Source organism: Segatella copri (genome assembly GCF_026015295.1).
Lineage (GTDB): Bacteria > Bacteroidota > Bacteroidia > Bacteroidales > Bacteroidaceae > Prevotella > Prevotella copri_C.
Genome location: NZ_JAPDUW010000001.1, coordinates 2,016,942 through 2,036,945, shown reverse-complemented (window position 1 = coordinate 2,036,945; position 20,004 = coordinate 2,016,942). Strand labels below are relative to the sequence as shown.

At 38.0% G+C, this 20,004-nt stretch carries 20 protein-coding genes; 14 read left to right on the top strand and 6 right to left on the bottom strand.

The features are described from left to right. Positions 1 to 151 precede the first annotated feature (151 nt). The 5 genes from ONT18_RS08700 to ONT18_RS08680 all read right to left on the bottom strand — a co-directional run bounded on the left by ONT18_RS08700 (position 152) and on the right by ONT18_RS08680 (position 8,216). Positions 152 to 1,579: a hypothetical protein gene (locus tag ONT18_RS08700; RefSeq protein WP_264904989.1), complete on the bottom strand. Its 1,428-nt coding sequence runs from the start codon at positions 1,577 to 1,579 to the stop codon at positions 152 to 154. Between the two features lie 289 nt (positions 1,580 to 1,868). Beyond that, positions 1,869 to 5,054, bottom strand: a complete 3,186-nt coding sequence (locus ONT18_RS08695; RefSeq protein WP_264904987.1) for a type I restriction endonuclease subunit R — start codon at positions 5,052 to 5,054, stop codon at positions 1,869 to 1,871. A gap of 20 nt (positions 5,055 to 5,074) precedes the next feature. After that, a complete protein-coding gene (locus ONT18_RS08690) occupies positions 5,075 to 6,253 on the bottom strand; it encodes a restriction endonuclease subunit S (RefSeq protein ID WP_218459046.1) in 1,179 nt (392 codons plus the stop codon). Further along, positions 6,250 to 7,800, bottom strand: coding sequence for a type I restriction-modification system subunit M (locus tag ONT18_RS08685; protein WP_218459047.1), 1,551 nt, complete (start codon positions 7,798 to 7,800; stop codon positions 6,250 to 6,252). Before ONT18_RS08685 ends, ONT18_RS08690 begins: the two co-directional genes overlap by 4 nt. Before the next feature lie 11 nt (positions 7,801 to 7,811). Further along, positions 7,812 to 8,216 (bottom strand): hypothetical protein, encoded by a 405-nt coding sequence (locus ONT18_RS08680; RefSeq protein ID WP_264904984.1) that lies wholly within the window; start codon positions 8,214 to 8,216, stop codon positions 7,812 to 7,814. Between the two features lie 1,009 nt (positions 8,217 to 9,225). Between ONT18_RS08680 and ONT18_RS08675 the strand changes: the two genes are divergently transcribed. Together ONT18_RS08675 and ONT18_RS08670 are read left to right on the top strand one after the other, a co-directional pair. Beyond that, entirely contained in the window at positions 9,226 to 9,900 is a 675-nt protein-coding gene (locus tag ONT18_RS08675; RefSeq protein WP_218435473.1) for a DNA-binding protein, read from the top strand. A gap of 94 nt (positions 9,901 to 9,994) precedes the next feature. After that, on the top strand, positions 9,995 to 10,090 hold the full coding sequence (locus tag ONT18_RS08670) for a smalltalk protein (RefSeq protein WP_264904982.1): 96 nt from the start codon (positions 9,995 to 9,997) through the stop codon (positions 10,088 to 10,090). A gap of 264 nt (positions 10,091 to 10,354) precedes the next feature. Here the strand turns inward: ONT18_RS08670 and ONT18_RS08665 are convergent, their stop codons facing one another. Then, a complete protein-coding gene (locus ONT18_RS08665) occupies positions 10,355 to 10,651 on the bottom strand; it encodes a DUF4143 domain-containing protein (protein WP_264904980.1) in 297 nt (98 codons plus the stop codon). Positions 10,652 to 11,399: 748 nt separating this feature from the next. Here ONT18_RS08665 and ONT18_RS08660 point away from each other — a divergent pair. From ONT18_RS08660 to ONT18_RS08605, 12 genes are all read left to right on the top strand, one after another. After that, positions 11,400 to 11,525 (top strand): hypothetical protein, encoded by a 126-nt coding sequence (locus ONT18_RS08660; RefSeq protein ID WP_264904978.1) that lies wholly within the window; start codon positions 11,400 to 11,402, stop codon positions 11,523 to 11,525. Between the two features lie 27 nt (positions 11,526 to 11,552). Next, positions 11,553 to 11,675, top strand: a complete 123-nt coding sequence (locus ONT18_RS08655) for a hypothetical protein (RefSeq protein ID WP_264904976.1) — start codon at positions 11,553 to 11,555, stop codon at positions 11,673 to 11,675. Between the two features lie 69 nt (positions 11,676 to 11,744). Beyond that, the gene (locus ONT18_RS08650) at positions 11,745 to 12,653 is read left to right on the top strand and encodes a radical SAM protein (protein WP_264904975.1); all 909 of its coding nucleotides are present in this window, start codon (positions 11,745 to 11,747) and stop codon (positions 12,651 to 12,653) included. Positions 12,654 to 12,685: 32 nt separating this feature from the next. Next, positions 12,686 to 13,084, top strand: a complete 399-nt coding sequence (locus ONT18_RS08645) for an SPASM domain-containing protein (RefSeq protein ID WP_264904973.1) — start codon at positions 12,686 to 12,688, stop codon at positions 13,082 to 13,084. A 257-nt stretch (positions 13,085 to 13,341) separates the two neighbouring features. Continuing rightward, on the top strand, positions 13,342 to 14,460 hold the full coding sequence (locus ONT18_RS08640; RefSeq protein WP_264904971.1) for a radical SAM protein: 1,119 nt from the start codon (positions 13,342 to 13,344) through the stop codon (positions 14,458 to 14,460). After that, positions 14,453 to 16,465, top strand: a complete 2,013-nt coding sequence (locus tag ONT18_RS08635) for a hypothetical protein (RefSeq protein WP_264904970.1) — start codon at positions 14,453 to 14,455, stop codon at positions 16,463 to 16,465. Before ONT18_RS08640 ends, ONT18_RS08635 begins: the two co-directional genes overlap by 8 nt. Positions 16,466 to 16,911: 446 nt before the next feature. Then, complete coding sequence (locus tag ONT18_RS08630; RefSeq protein ID WP_215652779.1) at positions 16,912 to 17,250, top strand: hypothetical protein; 339 nt, start codon at positions 16,912 to 16,914, stop codon at positions 17,248 to 17,250. 24 nt (positions 17,251 to 17,274) lie between these two features. After that, entirely contained in the window at positions 17,275 to 17,421 is a 147-nt protein-coding gene (locus tag ONT18_RS08625; RefSeq protein ID WP_264904968.1) for a hypothetical protein, read from the top strand. Positions 17,422 to 17,511: 90 nt separating this feature from the next. Continuing rightward, positions 17,512 to 18,666, top strand: a complete 1,155-nt coding sequence (locus tag ONT18_RS08620; protein WP_264904966.1) for an AlbA family DNA-binding domain-containing protein — start codon at positions 17,512 to 17,514, stop codon at positions 18,664 to 18,666. A 96-nt stretch (positions 18,667 to 18,762) separates the two neighbouring features. Continuing rightward, entirely contained in the window at positions 18,763 to 19,347 is a 585-nt protein-coding gene (locus ONT18_RS08615) for a hypothetical protein (protein WP_264904964.1), read from the top strand. 5 nt (positions 19,348 to 19,352) lie between these two features. After that, positions 19,353 to 19,589, top strand: coding sequence for a hypothetical protein (locus ONT18_RS08610; protein ID WP_147329611.1), 237 nt, complete (start codon positions 19,353 to 19,355; stop codon positions 19,587 to 19,589). A 19-nt stretch (positions 19,590 to 19,608) separates the two neighbouring features. Beyond that, the gene (locus tag ONT18_RS08605) at positions 19,609 to 19,905 is read left to right on the top strand and encodes a hypothetical protein (protein WP_147329609.1); all 297 of its coding nucleotides are present in this window, start codon (positions 19,609 to 19,611) and stop codon (positions 19,903 to 19,905) included. Positions 19,906 to 20,004: the final 99 nt, after the last annotated feature.

The following is a 20,004-nucleotide window of genomic DNA, read 5'->3' as shown; positions in this document are numbered from 1 at the left end:
GTTTCTTCGACGCTGCAAAGGTAGGGAAAAAACAAAAGCACCGCCCATACCATGTGGTACGAGTGGTGCTATCTTTTTAGCTTGTGGTATTAAGTTTTTTAATTTGTGGTATTATCTATGTAATTTTTGTGGTATTATCTATGTCCATGCTCTACATAAAAGAGTTCATTTTATATTGAACATAAAACTCAATACATTGCTTGAACTTCAAGCCAAACTCTCTTTTCTTTTTCAGTCGACTATCTCCTTTATCCCATTCCTCGATTTTGTTTCCTAGTTCATTTATAGTTTTACTCAATGCACTTTTGTCTAGTCCTGCACTAAAGATTGAATTCATCTTTTTACAAAAAGCATTTACATTGTCTTCAATCCATTCTTTTTCCAGTAACACACAGAAGAAACATACCCAGTAAGCCTTAGGCATATTCACACTCATCTTATCCATAATGGTAAGCACCATAGGGGCATGCTTGCTAATGCCTGACCGCTTACCTTCTTCTTCACTAAATTTGCATTCTATTTGGGAAAAATCGAAATCAAATATCTTACTAGGCACTCTATTGGCTTCTCTCAACTCATCAATATCCTGATAAACATGAGTAAGCGTTAATACAAACGTAAAGAAAGCACAAATTTTATCCTCATCCTTTCTTATCTTAAACAGCAGTCTGCCTGCTTTTACCTTATCCAAAGAATACTTACCACCCTTAAAATCGCAAATGCTTCTGAAGCAGTTATACAACTTATTGGTGTTCATCTTCTTGGGAATATCATGCTCGGAAAAATCAATTTCAGCCTTATAGTCATCCTTCTGCTTTTTGGTGACATTGACTTCTATATTATCCAATACGCCTGCCTTGAAAAGATTAATAAGAACTTTCTGCACATGGTCTTTTAATGAATCCTCAGTAATTTCATCTTCCAAATAACTTTCTCTCCATTCCTTATGAGATTCCAACACAGAGGAACCAATCTTATTAGTATAGGCAAACAACTGCTTATTATAGAGGTCTTCATAAAGACTTGCCCCATGCTTAGCTTCTATTATCTTGGCAATATCCAGAAGAGCAGCACACAGTTTTTTTAGTGCAGAATCTATGGCAAAATCAAGAACCTTATCATTAAATACATTATTATTCATCAGGTTATTGATGGTTGTCTTGAACTTATCTCTTTCCATATAGGTAAGCCCATCGAATTGATTCTTATTATTGTCATCAGATGAGGTTTCAGGAACCGGTGGCAACATATCAGCCATACTATTGGCAAATAAGGATTTGTCCATATTCAGAGACTCATAGGTCAAAGAAGAAGCATACTGATTAATCTTAGATTTAGTTTCTATCCAAGTTTCCCGGTTACTCCATTTCGCGTAATCAATATCTCTATCAATATCAATGATTAGATTAGTTTTAAGGTTCTGCCCTATCTTTCCAAACATTTCGCTACTTTCAAACATAGCAATAAGTAACGATAGTTTATGAATAGTTCTATCGCCAGCACAATCCCCATAGCAGGTTTTATATTCCTGCATGAGCATTTCCAAATCCTTTAAGTATCTTGTTTTGTCTGCTGCCATATTATTCGTATAAAAAAGCGTGGGCAAAAACCCATACGCAATCATCGCTCAGAGGCCGACCAAAGCCCTAACTTCAGATATACATACAAGTCTTGCCCACGTCGTAGATTTTTACTTCTACACACATGAGCGCCGCTTGTTGTCATCCTTGAAGTTAGCTTATCTTCTGTTGAAGTTTGGTCGTTTCTGAGCGATAAGATTTCATACTTGCTGACAACGCTTTCCGTGCACCTACCTATAGGGATAGGCTCCTGTTTCAGTATCTTTTCTTTCCTTATATTATAAAAGTTTATAAATCCATGAATCGTTCTACGAATCGTTTGAATTTTTCGATGACAGTTTTCTTTTTCTGTTCACGTTTATTGCCGGCACCGAAGATTGGCATAGGGGGCAGTACTGTTGTAATTGCCATTCCGCTCTCCTCTACGTAACCATCCTGCAGCGACTTGGTGATAAATTCACGGGTTGCCTTTTCCTTCAGATTCTCTTCGCAGATAATGGCTTTCAGTTCCCTTTCCATCTGCTGACGGATGTAATTCTGCCATTCTTCGTAAACATCAACATCCTTACCTTCTTTTATGACATGAAGGTAACCCTCTATGAGGTCTTTCTTATCCCTCAACTTCGGACTTGATGTTATGCAACGGATAATATCCTTGATAAGATCTGCATCTTCACAGTTGCTATCATGATATTTTTTCACAAGAGCCAGGATGTAAGGAATATCAATATCAAACTGGCGAATCAGTTCTATCTCAAATTCCAAATCATCCGTTCCACCAGCTCCGTCTCCACCTGTATGACCACCACCTCCACCTGTAGTTCCGCCTTTCAAATCATCACAGAAGCTGAGGTACCAAGATTGGTAGTCCTGCCTGTCACCTTCACAGATGATGCGGATTGCATTGCGCTCTTCCAGGGTTTCCGGATTAAACTGATCAAAACTTATCAGTATATTAGTCTTCTTGACGAATTGCCCATACAACTTGATGAAGCCTATCTTTTGAGCCAGCTGGATGGAAGGATTCAACTTGCAGAGCGGATATTCCTGTAGAAGATTCTCTGCCAGTTCCTTATATCCTGCCTGATGTTTCCCATATTCCTCGTAGCCATTGTAATATTCCTCAAATGTTCGCATCAGAATAATACTGTTGGCATTAGCATCGCCGAAAAGCCCGAAGCTCCTGTTGGTGGCTTCTATGAGATTGCGGAAACAAACGATGTTGCCACAATTCTTATAGGCATTCAGAATACGGTTGGTTCGGCTGAAAGCCTGTAGCAATCCATGCATTCGCAAGTTCTTGTCCACCCAGAGCGTATTGAGACATTTTGCGTCAAACCCCGTCAGGAACATTCCTACCACAATGAGCAGATCTATCTCCTTGTTCTTGGTGCGCATGGAAAGATCCTTGTAGTAATTTTGAAACAATTCAGCACTCGTATTGTATGAGGTTCCAAAGATATGGTTGTACTTGGTAATGCAGGAATCAAGAAACTCCCTACTCGTAGAGTCCAGTCCCTTAATGCCTTCCGGGTCTTCTTCTATATTTCCGTTACTGTCGTTCTCTGCCTCGTTGGCTGCCGAAGTAAAGATGGTTGCAATCCTTAGCTGGGGGGCACCGGGCTCAGCCATCTGCCGTTCCAGCTCCTTATAGTATTCTATAGCCATTGGCACACTGTCGCAGGCAAGTATAGAGTTGAATCCCGTGGTGGTTACCTTCGCTTTCTTTTCTTCTACCTGATCTTCCTTTTTTTTCTTGTAGTTCTTTATAACTTCCTCTACATTAGTCAGAACCGTGGCTGTCCACTGAACGGAGCGCTTGGTTTTCATATCGAAATGATCAAGAAGATATTTCACATTCAAAGCGATGCGCTTGGAGTCGAGATAGTTTGTGTTCTCCACCTTCTTTCCATCTACCATAGCCGTCTGCGTGTGGTATTCTACATTGAATTTCAGCACATTCTTATCGTTGATGGCATTGATGATGGTATAAGTGTGGAGCGGCTTAGTATGATTGCCCTTTTCGTCCAACTCTCCGCCAAACACATCTGCAGTGGTCATCATTTCTCCCTTTTTACCACTGGCATTAACTCCAAATATCGGGGTGCCGGTAAAGCCAAACATGATGTACTTCTTGAAACTCTGCTTAATCTGTTTCTGCATGGCGCCAAACTGCGAGCGGTGGCATTCGTCAAAGATGAAGACGAAAACCTGGTCAAGAACCTCCTGCTCTATCAGCTTTTTCCTCAAGAGGCTCGACATCTTCTGTATCGTGGTGATGATGATGTTCGAATCATCGCCACCGACATTGAGCTGACCGAGCAATATTTTACTGTTCACATTACCATTGGCACAGTTAGGGCAGAATCGATCGTATTCCTTCATCGTCTGATAGTCCAAATCCTGTCGGTCAACGATGAATACTACCTTATATACTCCATCTATATCGCTTGCAAGCTGAGCCGTCTTGAACGAGGTCAGGGTTTTGCCCGAACCGGTAGTGTGCCAGATGTAGCCTCCTGCCTTTCTTGAACCTTCCCAATGATGATTCAAGGCAATCTTGATACGCTGGGTAATACTCTCGGTAGCAGCTATCTGGTAAGGACGCATCACCAGCAGTTCCTTATCAACATTGAACACACAATATTTGGTAAGAATTTCGAGCAGCGTGCGTTTTACGAGGAAGGTCTTGGCAAAGTCCTCAAGGTCGCAGATAAGGTTGTTTTCCCTATCACTCCAGTAGCTGGTAAACTCAAACGAGTTGCTCTGAATTTTCTTTTTCTTCCCCTTCAGCTTGTCAGCTTCCAGCTCACGAGCATAGCGGGTGGTATTGCTGTAATATTTAGTTTCCGTGCCATTGCTGATGATAAACAGCTGGATGTAATCAAACATTCCCTTGCCTGCCCAGAAGCTTTCGCGAGCATAGCGGTTTATCTGGTTGAAGGCTTCCCTGATGCTTACACCTCGGCGTTTCAGCTCAATATGAACGAGTGGCAGACCGTTAACCAGGATGGTTACATCATAGCGGTTGGCGTGGGTTCCGCCAGCGGGCACGTACTGGTTGATAACCTGCAGATTATTCTTGAACACGTTATCTTTATGGATAAGATGAACATTGGTATTAATACCGTTGTCACGTTCTATTTCTACTGCGGTATTTTCCTTTTGAATCATGCCTGCCTTATCTTCCATAGTGAGCGTTTCGCTGGTTAAAATATCCAGTAAGCTTTGCCACTCTTTGTCAGAGTATTCTGTATCGTTTGCCTTGCCCAGCTGTATGCGCAGGTTCTCCAGCAATTCTTTCTCGTTGTGGATGGAAGGATATTCGTAACCTTGTCTTTGCAGTTGTTCGATAAGCCAGCGTTCCAGATCCTGCTCACTTTGGTAAGCATTACCATTCTTCCTTGATGACTCGTATTTTGACACCACGGTACAATAATCTTGCTCTGCTATGATTTTATAACTTTCTGCCATAACGTTATTAATAAAAGAATTTATTCAAATGTCAGCAACTTTTCTCTGTAGTATTCATACTGCTTCTGGCGTAGCTCTATCATCTTCTCCAGCTTCGAGATGTAGGTCTCGAATGTGTCGAGGATGGAAGCGATTTGGCGCTGCTTGTCCTCTGGTTGAATAGGGATATAAACTTTCCCCAATCCTTCAGCAGAGAAAGATGAAATCTTACCGCTTGAAACATACTTTTTCAACTGTTGATGATAAATGTTCGAACGCAGATAATATGAAATATACATAGGTATTTGATGATGTTTAAGTATATAACATGCATCATGGACTGCAGCAGGTTCTTCTCCCATCCAAACGAGCCCAACACCTATATCATAATCATTTTCACCAGCACCAACTATAACAACATCCCCCTTATGCGCATATCGCATCTTTTTAGGAAAATCTCTTTCGAGAAATGTCTTAGCAGTTACAGCCATGGTTCCATAATATGTATACATATCTCCATAATGAATGCACGGTTGCCCCACTGTGCGAATATCGTCACGAACAAATCGTTTGCCCCGAATTATAGGGCCTAGGTCAGAAAATTGTGCAACAGAATTCCCAGGAATGTCTGCTAACCTCATCATGCCATCAAAATCTCCGCCGTAAAACTTATCTATATAATACACCATCTGTTTCTTTCTCATCTCTACTTCCTGTTTCATCTTGTCGATGAGCGAAGTGAAGGAATCAAGAATAGAGACTATCTCCTTTTGAATGTTAAGCGGAGGAAGTGGAATCTCAAATTTGCTATATAATGAAATCCAATGCCGCATATGATTTGTCGGTATAAAATGAATGGTTTTCATTGCCATATAAATATACCTAAAATCTGCCTCTTGTTTATCTTTTATTTTCAATATTTTCAATGCAGAGCTTTTTACCTTAAAGTCAAAATCTACCCAATGAAAACTTGTTGTAAAATCATCAAAAATGATAACCGGTTTTTGGGACGAGGCATTGTATATTCCTTCTTCCTCATTTGTATATCCAAGAATAAAACTTTGCCCAGCAGTCAGAACAGGAGTGCTATAATGAGTATCATACTCTGTTGAACTAACAATATATGGACCAGGCTGAACATAGCTTACCAAAGAATCAAGCGTTTTAAACTCAACTCCATCTGGACATAATCTACTTATTAATTCAGCAATCTTGTTCATAATTCCTTGATTATTTCACTCAATTTTAACGACTTACTTGCAATATCCTTACTCAAAGCTTCAATCTCTTCATTCAACGCCACAATATCAATCACCTCCCTTTTATCTTCTTTCTCTACATAAGAAGAAACGGAGAGGTTGGCACCATTGGCCAGAACTTCATCATTGCTAACGAGCTTGGTAAAATATTGTTTTTCCTTGCGCTCCTGATAAGCATTTACTATTTTGTTTTGGTTCTTATCCTCCAGCTTGTTCTTGTCGCCCTTCTTCTCACATTCTTCCGAAGCATCCACAAACAAGATATTATTATCTTTCTTGTTCTTCTTGATAACAATGATGCAAGTGGCAATTCCTACGCCAAAGAAGAGATTGGCAGGAAGCTGAATCACCGTATCCACAAAATTGTTCTTAATCAGATATTCGCGGATTTTCTTCTCTGCTCCACCACGATAGAGTACTCCAGGGAACTCAACAATGGCACAAGTACCAGTCTCACTAAGATGGTAAAGCATGTGCATCGTAAAGGCAAGGTCTGACCTCTGTATAGGAGCCAGTACACCAGCAGGACTGTATCGTACATCATTAATCAGAATCGTGTTATTCTTTCCCTCCCAACTCTTGGAGTATGGCGGATTGCTCACGATAGCATCAAACTTCATTCCAAGATGATGAGGAGTTGTAAGCGTGTTACCCAACTGAATATCAAACTTGGCATAGTTCACATTATGCAGGAACATATTGATGCGGCAGAGATTATAGGTTGTAGGGTTAATTTCCTGACCATAAAACTCTATTTCCGATGCTTTTTCACCAACATATTTCACAAACTTCATCAGCAAGGACCCCGAACCGCAGGCTGGGTCATAAACCTTCTGAATATTAGGATTGTTGCAGCAGGCTATGCGGGCAAGTACTTCACTCACCTCCTGTGGCGTAAAGTATTCACCACCACTTTTACCAGCCTTCGATGCATACATCTGCATCAGGTATTCGTAGGTGTCGCCTACTGTATCAATACTGTTGTCTGTAAACGTCTTGCTGAGCTGCATATCCCGCACCTTGGTCAACACCTTGGAAATACACTTGTTACGCATTTCTACAGAGTTGCCGATACGGGAGCTGTCGATGATGAAATCAGAGAAAAGTCCCTTTACCTGTTCCTCGCTATCTGTACCGGCAGCACTTGCCTCAATAGAACGGAACACTTGGGCTAGCGTTTCATTGAGGTTGACATTCTTTTCAGGTGAAGCAGCTACTCTCTGAAACAATTGACTTGGCAGAATAAAGAAGCCCTTTTCCTGCACCATCATTTCGCGAGCCTCCTTTGCTTCTTCATCTTCCATTTTAGCATAATCAAAATCCTTGATTCCGGCAGCAGCCTGCAAATTATTAATGTAGTCGGTAAGGTTTTCTGAGATGTAACGATAGAATATGGCACCCAAGACATAAGCCTTGAATTCCCATCCATCAACAGCACCTCTCAATTCCTCGGCAATACTCCAAATCGTTTTATGAAGTTCTTCTCGTTCTTTATTGTATGTTCCCATAATATATATGTTTATTTTTCTACGAGCACTAGTTTCCAGTCCTCATTCTGCAGAACGAGGGTTCCGTTAGTGTCCGTAATGGTGAATATCTGATTATCTATCTGTATTTTGTTCTCCTTTATTAAATAGGTGTACTGACCGCAAGCAACGTTTTCGGTGGTTGTTTGGGTAATTTTACCGTTTGAATCGAATAGGTTCACTTCCTTCACTTCGGAGAAATAAATAGCGTCTGAGGTGAAACGGCAGAACAATGGAACCTCGTTTACGTCGATAAAGAGGCTTCCAATGCGCTGATAAACTGCTGAAATCTGCCAATTATGGACTAAAAATGTGGTTTCGTAATCAAAAGCCTTCTCTTTTTCCGTTTCTTCGTCGCTAGAACAGGCGGTGAAAGAAAGCATAAAAAAAGCGACCATTATCATATAAAAATAAGATAATATTCGCCTGCTAGTAAGTACATGAAGAGATTGAGTTAACTTTGCCTGAGCAAAATTACCCCCCCCTAAAATGCTGTGTATCAGCTTGTTATGGCATTCAATCATATCACAAATCTTTTGTAGTATCTAGCTTTTGCACTATTGCTACGTTAATATTTTATATTCTTTCAGGCAAAGATAATAAATCTTTTGAAACTCTCCTAATTTTATCACGTTATTTAACGGAAAAAAGAAGAAAAAGCGAAAAAAATAAGACTAAGAGTTCTTTTAAAGCTATTTTTCAAGAGAAAATGAGAGAAAAGTAAAGTGATAACAACTCAAAAAGAGTGGCGATATATATATATACATTCAAGAATTTAGTAAAAAAGCACGACACATTTTATATGGTATGTTTCAGAATAGATAGGATTACGATACTAGTTTTAGTAACCTTTAAGAGTATAACAAATGATACAGCAAGCAGAATCTAACAACTGATATATCAAGCTTTTACACAATATCCCATCATACTACAACTCTTTTCATTCTACCTTAAAATCCGGTCATTAATGCCCGGTCATTATCGGTCATTAAGGTTTTTCGGGGGCGAAAAAGAGCTATAATATAATATTAAAATATTTAATATATATTATAGAGGCTAAATGACCGGAAGTGTTTTTCTTAATGACCGATAATGACCGGTCACTAATGACCGGATGCAGCCCGTTGCCATGACACTCTTCACCTACTCTCGAAAGACTCCATTTCACAAGATTCCGGAAAACTGAATTCAAGTGGCCGGAAAAGTATTGCTTCCTACAGCGCTTTTTCGTACCTTTGCACCAGCAATCGAAAGAAAGCTATTTTGTACCTAAACGCGGTCATCTATGAAGACCGAGACAGGGAACAAAAGATGACAGGCGCCGGTCATCAATGAAGACTCTGAAAAGGACAAGAAAAAGCATCTGGGAAATTGTGATTAAATAAACTCTTTAAAGCATAACATAGTATGATTAATTACAGCATCGTAATGCGTAGCGTGAACGCAAATCTTCTGGAGATCAACCAGGCTAAGTCACGCATCAACCAGGCAAAGAAGGAGGGTACTACCCCTGACCCAAAGGACCTGGAACTCGTGAAGACTGAGAAGCAGAATGCTTTCGCCATCTCACAGTACACTGACATCATGACCATCGAGAAGTTTGCCAAGCACATCACTTCACATGGTAGCGTTTATTCGAGAGCTGACATCAGCGCCATCCTCTACATCGCCGTAGACTGCATGCGTGAGATGTTGCTCGAGGGCAAGAAAATCCGTCTGGGCGATCTTGGTGATTTCTCTCTCCTTCTCACCTCAAAGGGTGCCGAGGATGCCGACAAGTTCACCTCGCAGAACATCACCGGCGTGAAGGTTCAGTGGGAGCCTGGTCAGGAGTTCAAGAACCTTCGCGATGACGCCGAGTTTAACCTCGTAGCCAGCCGCAGTGCTCAGGCAGCCGTTATCAAGGCGATTAAGGAGGGTAAGACCAACGTTGACCTCAACGCGCCAACTACTCCGGATAATACGCCAGGCGGTTCTACCCCAGGCGGTTCAAACACCGGTCAGACCGGCAGCGATGGCCAAGGCTCTGAATCAGGCGGCGGCACTACCGGCAAGGACGATACTGGCGACGGCCTTGAATAGTCCAAAGATAGACTGGCTAGGGTGCTAGCCCCTAGTCCAGCCTATCCGCCCCAAAAATTCAACATTCAACACTCAACATTCAACATTCAAAAAAATGAAAGCGAACACTTGGAAAACAATTCTGCATATAGCCATCAGCATACTGACCGCTATCGCTACTACGCTCGGAGTAACGAGCTGCATGGGATAAAGAACATGGAGTCTACCTTATTATAATAAGCAGACTCATCCATAAATAAATCGACCGCTCACTTCAATACGAGGAGAGCGGTCTTTTTCGTTCTACCGAGAATTCCGGTCATTAAGGTCACGGTCATTTTCGGTCATTAAGGATTTTTGGTGGTTCAAAATGCGAATACACGGTGTACGCAATTGAATTGGAATGCAACGGACGACGTAAAGGAAGTTGCCAAGCAAATGGAAAAAGAAGAGGTTCGTTTTTATATTCCTTCTGTCAGGAGCTTGCGAAGATGCAGGTGCGTGATGCCGTCAGTCCTACATAAACTTGATAGCCCGAGCGTATGAGGTTCTGATAGATGATATTCTCTATCACTTTCTCAATGTCTCCTTCACGTGTTCCCCTGGCAATGGCATTTCTAATGCCGTTGTCTTCAAAATAAAACTTATCGTTGGTTTCAAAGATACGTTTGCCGTGGATGTCATAGCGGTTCACCTTGTGTAGGATATAGGCTTCACAAAGGAAGGAAATGTAATTGATGATTTTATCACTTATAAATGAAATTTTCTGCAAATATACGAAAAGTTTCACTTATAAGTGATAAAACTTATCTATTTTAGTTTTTATAACTTATAGATGGTGTTATTTCAATGATATTCAATGCTTGTTGTAATTTTCGTTTCTATATTTGTGTCCACTTGAAAAAGTCATTTTTACGAAAACGTGCCATTGATTGTCAATAAGTTACAAAGACAAAAAATATGATTCGGGACTTTTTCAAGTGGACTCATTTTATGGATTTTTTATCTTAGATACGTGGATATGTAATATCTCATAAATGAACTTTTTTACTTTGTGGACCATTATGGACTTGTTTTATTCAATAATTTTTGATACTTTTGCCCCGAAATATATTGTTTTATGAACTAAAAAAAGAATGATATGAAGAAAAATAGGGGAATCCGCAAAGAAAACTTCGGAAATGTTTGGATGTTATCCGAATTTTTTCTATATTTGCAATCGGTATGCGACAGGGCAAGTTTTAATACTTGTATGAAGTGGATACCATGCAAAGAAGCAAGAAGATCTTGTGGACACGTGCAGGCAATACTGTTCAGTAAGTTGAAATCTGGTAAATTTGAACGTAGAATGAACGGAAGTTATTGTTTGAGCGAGTCTACACCAGTATATGGTGTGGATTCCTCTTTCATATTTTCTTTTCTACGGGTTTTACCAGAGCCTAACTTACAAGAAAGTGTGAAATGTAGGAGTTCGCACCATTCTTTTTCTATATGGGCAATAACTTAAAATAGAATTTAAAATGGAAAAGGAAACAAAAACAAAAGTTTGGAATGCCATCAAAGAGGGTGTACATTTCGTAGGAACTGTTGCTGGTACAATTATAGCTGTAGCAGGAGCCGCTAAAGTATTGAGAAAAGGTAAATGACAAAAATAATCTTTAAATTTTATAATTATGGATATTGAATATTATGTAGAAGCCTCACAGGCTAAAGAACAGAAAATTGTTGCATGGGGTTGTTTTGCTAGATGCTATTTCAATTGGGCAACAATTTCAAAAGGTAGTGCTGCTGCTTAAAAATGTAGTAGTTGTAAAAAAAACAAAGATAGGCGAGCTTGTCTCGTCTATCTTAAAACTTATATTCTTATGGAGCAAGAAGTTAAAACTGTTGTTAGAAAAAGTATCCCTCTTGACAAAATATTTGCTTTACCTTCAAAAATGGTAAATATCAGGTATGCTAATAAGATATTAGTGGTTTCACCAGAAACTGCGAATTGGATAGTTTTACAAAATGAAGAACAATTGTCATTCCTTAATCTTTTGCATAATAACCAGCTAGGTGAAGCTTTACAGCATTTTTCTGGTTCTCATCAAAATGCTCAAGCTGTAGTTACTCAAATTATCGCAAGAAAATTTGAAAATAAAAAAGTACATTTTAAGCATGAAACAGGAACAATGCAGTTTTATCTAACAAATGGATGTAATATGCGTTGTCCTCATTGCTATATGTTTGCTGGTATCAAGAAAAACAATGAACTTTCTACCGATGAGGTTTATTCTGTTTTAGAGAAGTTTTATAATTCTGGTGGTAAGGTTATTGTTTTTTCTGGTGGTGAAATAGCTTTGAGGAAAGATTTGTTGCAAATTATAGAGCATTCATACAATTTAGGAATTAAAAATGAGATACTAACAAATGGTACACTTTGGACAGAAGAGACTATAAGCAAAATAGCTCCAATGCTTTCGCGTGTTCAGATTAGTATTGATGGATATTCGGAAGAGACGAATTCGAAAGTCCGAGGAAAAGGTAATTTTTCTAGGGCCCTTCAAACTGTAGAGTCTTTTTTGAAATATCATGTATATACAGAAATATCTGTAACTCCGTATCTTGATAAGAACTTGGAAGTTGATTATCCTAAATATGTTGAGTTTGCTAAGAACTTATATCAAAAATATGGAGATATAAATTTTCTAGTAAAGTTTACCTTTGATATTTTGGAAGGGAGGAACATTGTTGTTACTAATGAACTGAAAAAAAATATCAAGCTATTGTAACTGAAATTTATGATGGCATTTATGGAGATTTTATGGATAAGCCTTTTATGAATTTCCATAAGAATGGTGGATTGGAAGACAATTGTGATTATGGAAATTTAGCAATTTCTGCTGATGGCAATGTCGTATTATGTCCAATTTTACAACAAATGAAATCTATAGGAAATGTTCGGAGCGATGATTTTACATCAATATTAACTTTGGCAAAAAAAGCCCGTGAACTAGCTAATGTCAATAATTTGATGCCTTGTAAAGAATGTGAACTTAAGTATATTTGTGGAGGTGACTGCCGAGTCAAGTATTTCGATGGCTTTAAAGAATGTAATTTAAAAATGATGGAGAATGCCAATAGGGAATGTAGTCTAGGAAATAAAGAATATTTTTATGATATGATGATACGTTTGAATGAAAAAATGTTTCAAGAAGTTTAAAATATTATGTTTGACAAAAGTAGTAAAAAAATGTTTTCAACTTGCGATAGCAAGATGAAAAATGAAATGGAGATTCAGCAAGATGCTGTAACGTTGTGGCTGGAGAAGAACCAGACAAGAGTTAATCCACATGATACAAAGCCTAATATTATAAAGGCTTGTGGTCAATGGTATGGTTAATTGTATTTGAACATAGTAGGTCCATAAAGTTGAATGATTTTATGGACCTATGTGTTAGCTAAATAAAAAATTCGATCATGAATACGGCATTAGAATATAGTAGGAGAATATATGTTTCAACTAATTTTAGTTGTAACCTTAATTGTGTGTATTGTTTTGAGAAGAATAAGAATGATATAGAATTTGATGTAGATGAAGCGGTCTCTATCTTGGAAAAAATGTTGATGGAGAAAACTGAACATGGAACTAAGATAAAGCTTCATGGAGGTGAACCTTTTTTAGTGTTCCCTAAGATAAAACAATTATGTGAAACTCTTTGGAAGAAACAATTTCCCGAATATTATCATTTTAGTGTGACAACTAATGGTACGCTGATTCATGGTGAAATAAAGAGATGGTTGTATGAGAATCGAGATAAGATAACTTTGAAACTGAGCTTAGATGGTAACAGAAAATCTCATAATATAAATCGCTCTAATTCTTTTGATAAGATTGATTTGGATTTTTTTGTTCAGACCTGGAAGGATGTTAGGCTTAATATGGTTATCACACCAGCAACGTTGTTAGATGTTGCTGAAAATGTAAAGTACTTACATTCGCAAGGGTTCAATCAAATATATTCTCGTTTTTCTTTAATGACAGATTGGAAAAAATGCCATTTGGAAAAGGAGTTTTATCACCAAATGTTGAATTTGGCTCAGTTTTATTTGGATAATCCAGCTATAGTACCTTGCGAGTTCTTTAGTTATGACATATCGTGGACTTTGGCAGACGAAAGTTTTACGGCTCTATGTAACATAGGTAATTGTCGAGCTTTCGACTTTCAGACAAGAAAATATTATCCATGCCATATGTGTTTTCCGTCTGTTTGTGGTGAAAAAAAATCAAGTGAATTAGAACATATAGAGATGAAGGAAGACAATGAGCATAAAGAAGAATGTTGTATTCATTGCCCTTTCATCAATATATGCAAGACTTGTTATGCCGAGAATTATATCATACGTGGTTCTGTTTCTCGTCGAGATACATCATTGTGTGGTTATCAAAAGATAGTCTTTGTGGTTCTTTTTAAGTACGAGTATGCACGTATTATGAAATTAGAATCCCCTACACTTCATGATGTGAGTAAGATGCAGGCAATACAGAAATGGTATCCAATGATAAAACTAATAGAGGAGAATTTGATAAATGGATAGAACGTATATAGATAGTCAGTCTTCTAGCTTCTATAATGATATGTTAAAGAAGTGTATGGGTAAAGGTCATAAGACTCCGAAGTATCTTTTCAATCCAAGAATAACCGAGGAGTGGAAAGAAGGGGGAACTTTGGTTGTTGGTATCAATCATTGGTGTATACAAAAAGGTTGTGAGTATTATGAAGATTGTGTTCTGAATAGTAACAGTAAGAAATATGATAAATTATGTAGATGGGCGGTTAGCGAAGTAGATGATTCAACTCCATACGATTTACGTTATACTACTTATGAAGCTTTTAATTGTTATTTTGGGGATTTCTTAGGCTATGAGTCTTTCAAGGAATTCCTACTTTATATTACAGGAACACAAGATTGTATGGAACCAGATGAGCAAAAAAAATATTGGAACCATCTTGCTTTCTATAATTACATACAGCATTTTACAAAGATGAGCCTTACTCATACAAGTATGTATGGGGTAGAAGAGGCGTTGTCTAAAAAAGAGGATGATGATTTTAAGGCTTTTTTGGATGTTCTGCATGACCTGAAACCTAAGCTCGTAATTGTATGGCATAAAGATATAAAGAATCTTCTGTTAAGGAAAATTCAGGAAGGAAAAATGCCAACAGGAAGAAACCTACAGTTGGTTGATGATCTAGGCATTCCAACCAAGAGTATGTTCAGATTTGTGTATAATGAAAAGAAATTGCAGAAGACAGATACGGCTATTATTCAATTTACTAAGACTTTTGAACAAAAGTATGGACGTATAGGGGAGCTTTCGACAGAGCAAGTTGTATTAAGGCTTATTAGATGGAATATGTTCAAGACAGAAGAAGATTTGGCTTTACTTACTCAATTTTCAGTTCTTTCTGATGATTTGAAGAATATGCTGGATTTTGTTGAGTGTTTTGCTTGGGATTCGGATGTGTTGAACTATTTGGTTAGTCAGATACAAAAGCAGTTAGGTATAACGCCCGTCTTGGAGAAAGTACCTTACGGAATCCTGCATTATAATGAAGATGACATTATAATATATTCTAATGTACTGTTACAGACTAAGGTTAATATACAGGTGCGTCCTCTTGTCGGTCTTTATCCACAAGATTGTTCTCATTATTCCTTAAAAAAATATGAGGAGAAGGACTTGTTAGCGTTTACTGGTCTTTCCTTTGATGGATTACGTAGTAAAACTTTTATCGATGAAAATGTGCTGGCGAAAGGCTTTGTCGTTTATATAGATGAGGAACATCCTGTTTCCGAGGCTTTCTTCAAACACCTTTTTGAGGGTAAACTGGATAAGAATGGTTTTTCTATGATAATAATGAAAAGTAGTGAGGAAAACGATAATAGATATCTTGGAATTCTTAAGGAGTCTGGCAGACTTCATACAATAAAATCAAAGACAATAGGGAATGATGCATTCCTTTATATAAAATTGCTCAATGTTTCAGAAGCTAATCGCCAAGTTCAAATTGAAGATAAAGGGCAACGTAAATATAATAATCATTTGAAGTCCCTTATACCTGTATCGTTGAGTTCTAAAGGTTTTTGCAAGACTTCTCAAGATTCAATGTATCTGTCTGGAGTTCAAAAGTCGGCACTTGTGAAACAAGTCAAGCTGCTTATAAAAGAAAAAGTAGATATGGAGGTTGATACTATTGAGAAATTAGCAAGTGCTATCTCTAATGCCTGTGTCTGTGGCTTACTTTCAATAGAAGTCAATAAGGAAATAAAATATAGGGCGGAATTCGGACCGAGAAGTTGTTATAGGTTATTTTGTTATAAAATATATAGTAAAATTCTAAACGGAAGAGCTACTAGAGTAAAGGATATAGAAAGATTGTTTAATCTCAAATCTGTAGCAAACAATACTGATATAACAATTGAAGAGAATTTAAAGACTAATGGATTAGAAAGTAAAGTCAAGTTAATAAAATTGTGTATGAACACTCCAAAAGTGGCAGATTTTGAAGCAAAATTTAAAAAAATAAATAAAGAATAAGTTGTAAGTAGTTGATAATTAATTAGTTGTTGAAAATTGTAACAAAATGAGCGTGGCAATATTCTAGTGAATTTGCTACGCTTATTTGTTTTTTATACTTTTGCACCAGAGTTAGTTAACGAAGTGGTTCTATGATAGCCTATAGGCAGTTGGAATGACTTCAAGTAATGAACTATTAAATTTGAATTAATTATGGTGACATAACAAATCTCATTTCAATTATGAAGTTGATTCTTCACACCTTGCGAATGTGGAAATTTGATAAGGGCGGATACTGAAGATGATTAGTTTTGTAAGTCAATACTAAAGATATTAGGCTTCCTGCTATTCTTTTGTTTCCCCCAGGTCTTTCCACAACCAGCAAGGAACAAAAGGTAGCAAGGAAGCCTGCCTGCGTTTATGCAAATTTGCTTCCAAAGTTTATTAATCCATAAAAATATAAGAAAATGGATAGAATAGTGAATAAAATTGCAGGTCTTGGAGTACCTGGTATAATGTTAATGGTAGCAATCTCTATGACTGGATTGAGTGGTGCAGCAGCAATAACAGCAGCGTTGGCGTTGCTTGGTCCTGGGGGAATGCTTGGTGGAATCGCCTTCTTGTTGTTGGCTGGTGCGGTAACTTCAGCTTTGACAGAGTTTGGCTTTGATGCCTTGTTTAAGGCAGTAATTAAGAAACTCTATAAGAATGGTGAAACCAAAGAAACTATTAGAAGGAAAATCGAGAAAGGACCTTGGTCAAAGAAACTTAAGGCAAAGGCTATCTCTGATCTGGAAAAACTTTAGTATAAACGTTTAAATTTAAAGGCAATGATTGAAGACAGAACGATTTTTGATCTCTCGGAAGAAGAGTACGAGGATTATGAGAACAATCCTGAAAATTGGGAAGAAGTGACAAATAATTCTATTGAAGATGCTTTGAATATGATGTTTCCCGATGGAATAGAAGATGATTAGGTGTCATAAAAGCTTCAGCCAAGCTATTGGAAGTCTTGGCTGAAGCATCGAAATAAACCTGAGGTTTACTTTGTAAAATCATGATGGATTATGAATCAGATTATTATTCAAAACAATCAGATTGTGCTACGAGCTTTGGGCAAATATTTGTTGAAAGATAATCGGTTTTCACGATTCTATTTGCAAAAGCAGAAATTTTCTAAAGCAAGAGCCTTTCGGAAGCAATCTGATTATTTAAACAATTTAATTAAAACTATTATGGCAACAACAAAAAGAAGCTTTGAAGCTAAAGTGATTGAGGTTAAGAATTTATCAACAGGTAAATATTTGCGTTATGTAAATATGAATAATGGTGAAGAGGGGATTGTTCCTGAATGGTGTATCACAAGTTTTGTGGTATTGCCTAATGAGTGTATAGATTCTGACGGACATGTAGTCGTTGGAACGATTCTGAAACTACGTGAAATGGAGGATGGAAAAATCTATCCAAGTACAAGCTATCAACATAGAGCAAATCCTTTGCAAAAACCATCGGTTCCTGCTAAGGCGAAGAAGATGAGCAAAGAGAGTTTATACGAAGATGCTCAATTATATCAATCGGTATCCCTTGATGAGTTGTGGAACATGTTTGCGGACAAATTGAGAAAAAATGAACTGACTGTAGATGCAATACTTCAGGCTATGGATGTGAAGAGTAAGTCCTCAGAAAAGGAGCAAAGTGCATACCTTGGAACATTGCTGGGGGTAAATTCGGTAGATTTAGGAAAGCAAGAAAACTTTCATCGTGAATTTAAAAGCTCATTTATGCACAGTGCCAATCCTCTTCGTAGTGAACGAAGTTTCCAAAATCAGCAGATATTTAAAGAGATTGTAGCATTTGGCAATAGTCATGAGATGGGTGATGTGTATGTTGGAGTAGGGAATGATGGTACAATACGTGGTGTTGAAGATGAACTATTGAATGAGGCACCTTTTGAAAATCGTGCAGATTTTCAGGCTGACTTCATGAATCAGCTGAGCCAAGCGATAGACAATTATTCGTTTGTATCTCAAATCAAAATGATTTGGTACAAAACGATTGAAGGTAAGTTGTTCTGCCGAATCTCTATCCCTAAATGGGAGGGTGGCATTATTCTTTTGAATGGCTGTGAACTATATGTACGTGGAGATGCTGGTAAAAAACAATTGAAGAATGCTGATTTGATTAATTATGTATTAACGTGTTACCAGAAAAAGGTAGCATAAGAACCTTTTGAAAGGAGGACTTTTTAGTTGAACGCTTAAAAAATATAATGGTTATGTAAGTGTATTGTGAGTAATAACAAATAAAATATAGAAATTATGGAAAAGAACATCAAGAAAAGAGTGTGTAGGTTGGCATTGGTATTGAGTGCCGTGCTGGTAGTGTTATTTGGCTATTGGTTCTTCTTGAACCCTCATGGCTATTGGCAGAAGCAGAAAGAAGCTGAAAAAAATGAATACATGGAAAAGCAAATGCTTTGGCGGAAGTCGGAGAAGATGACAATGCAACAGATGTTGTCGGACATGACGCTAATGGCTAAGGGGGATTCTGTCAAGGTTTGTTGGCTAACCGGTCTCTCGCTTTCTGTTTATCGTGACTTCATTCATGGCACAGCGCACCCTACAAGGAATGCTTGGGCTGAGATGAGATATTGGTATATGTCTTTTCTCACCAATGGCAGAGAATGGATGGAGGAAAGAATTGAGAAGAGAATTTGTAAAAGTTTAATCTTCGTAGAATCAAGTCGATTTCAGGTGCAGAAGGATTCCTTGAAGGATTATCTCAATGAGAAACCTACTCATACGGAGATTGAATATGATAAGATGTATCCAGCTTTTGGTAAGCCTACTGATAAAGAGTTTGAAGATTGGAGAAAAGAGTATAAACGATTTCAATTGTTCTAAGGGGTATGAATGCAAAGATAAGATTGGTGTTGGCTGTAGTTTTAGCCTTGTGTTTCTTGGGTTTGTCTATAGGAGCACTAGATGTGGTACCCAAACATATAGAAGATAGATTCTATGTTGTGGGTGTGGAAGGTAAATGGTCGAATTTAGTTTCCCTCTTGTTCTATGTCATGGCTGTAATGTGTGGCTTTTATGGTTGGTTAGTGTTTAGACATATAAAATATAAAAGAAGATATGGATAGAATTTTGGGGTATCTAGTTATGGTCTACATCTTTTTGCCCTGGCGACCGATAGTTGTATTGGTGGCAGCGATACTGTTTGTCAACATCAATGGTACGGAATTGTATGGATGGCAAGCTGGTTTGGCGCATGGATTGTTCTTCCTGCCTAATCTGGTGAGGCATCTCTTTGACGGTGATGTCCTTTTCAAGGCTACCAATTGTACTACTGGTTATCTTGTTGCCTGGTGGATAGCTACAGTTGGCTCGTGTATCGGTTGGCTCGTTGATGCTTGCTTTTCTTTTATGAAAGCATATTCATTTTTTGGGAGGCGATAAGGCAGGAGATGATTGATATCTTAAAGGATATGACGAAGAGTTATGAAACCGGCGAATGCCTGAATGGGGAGGAATAAAAGAATCCTCAGATTGGGAATA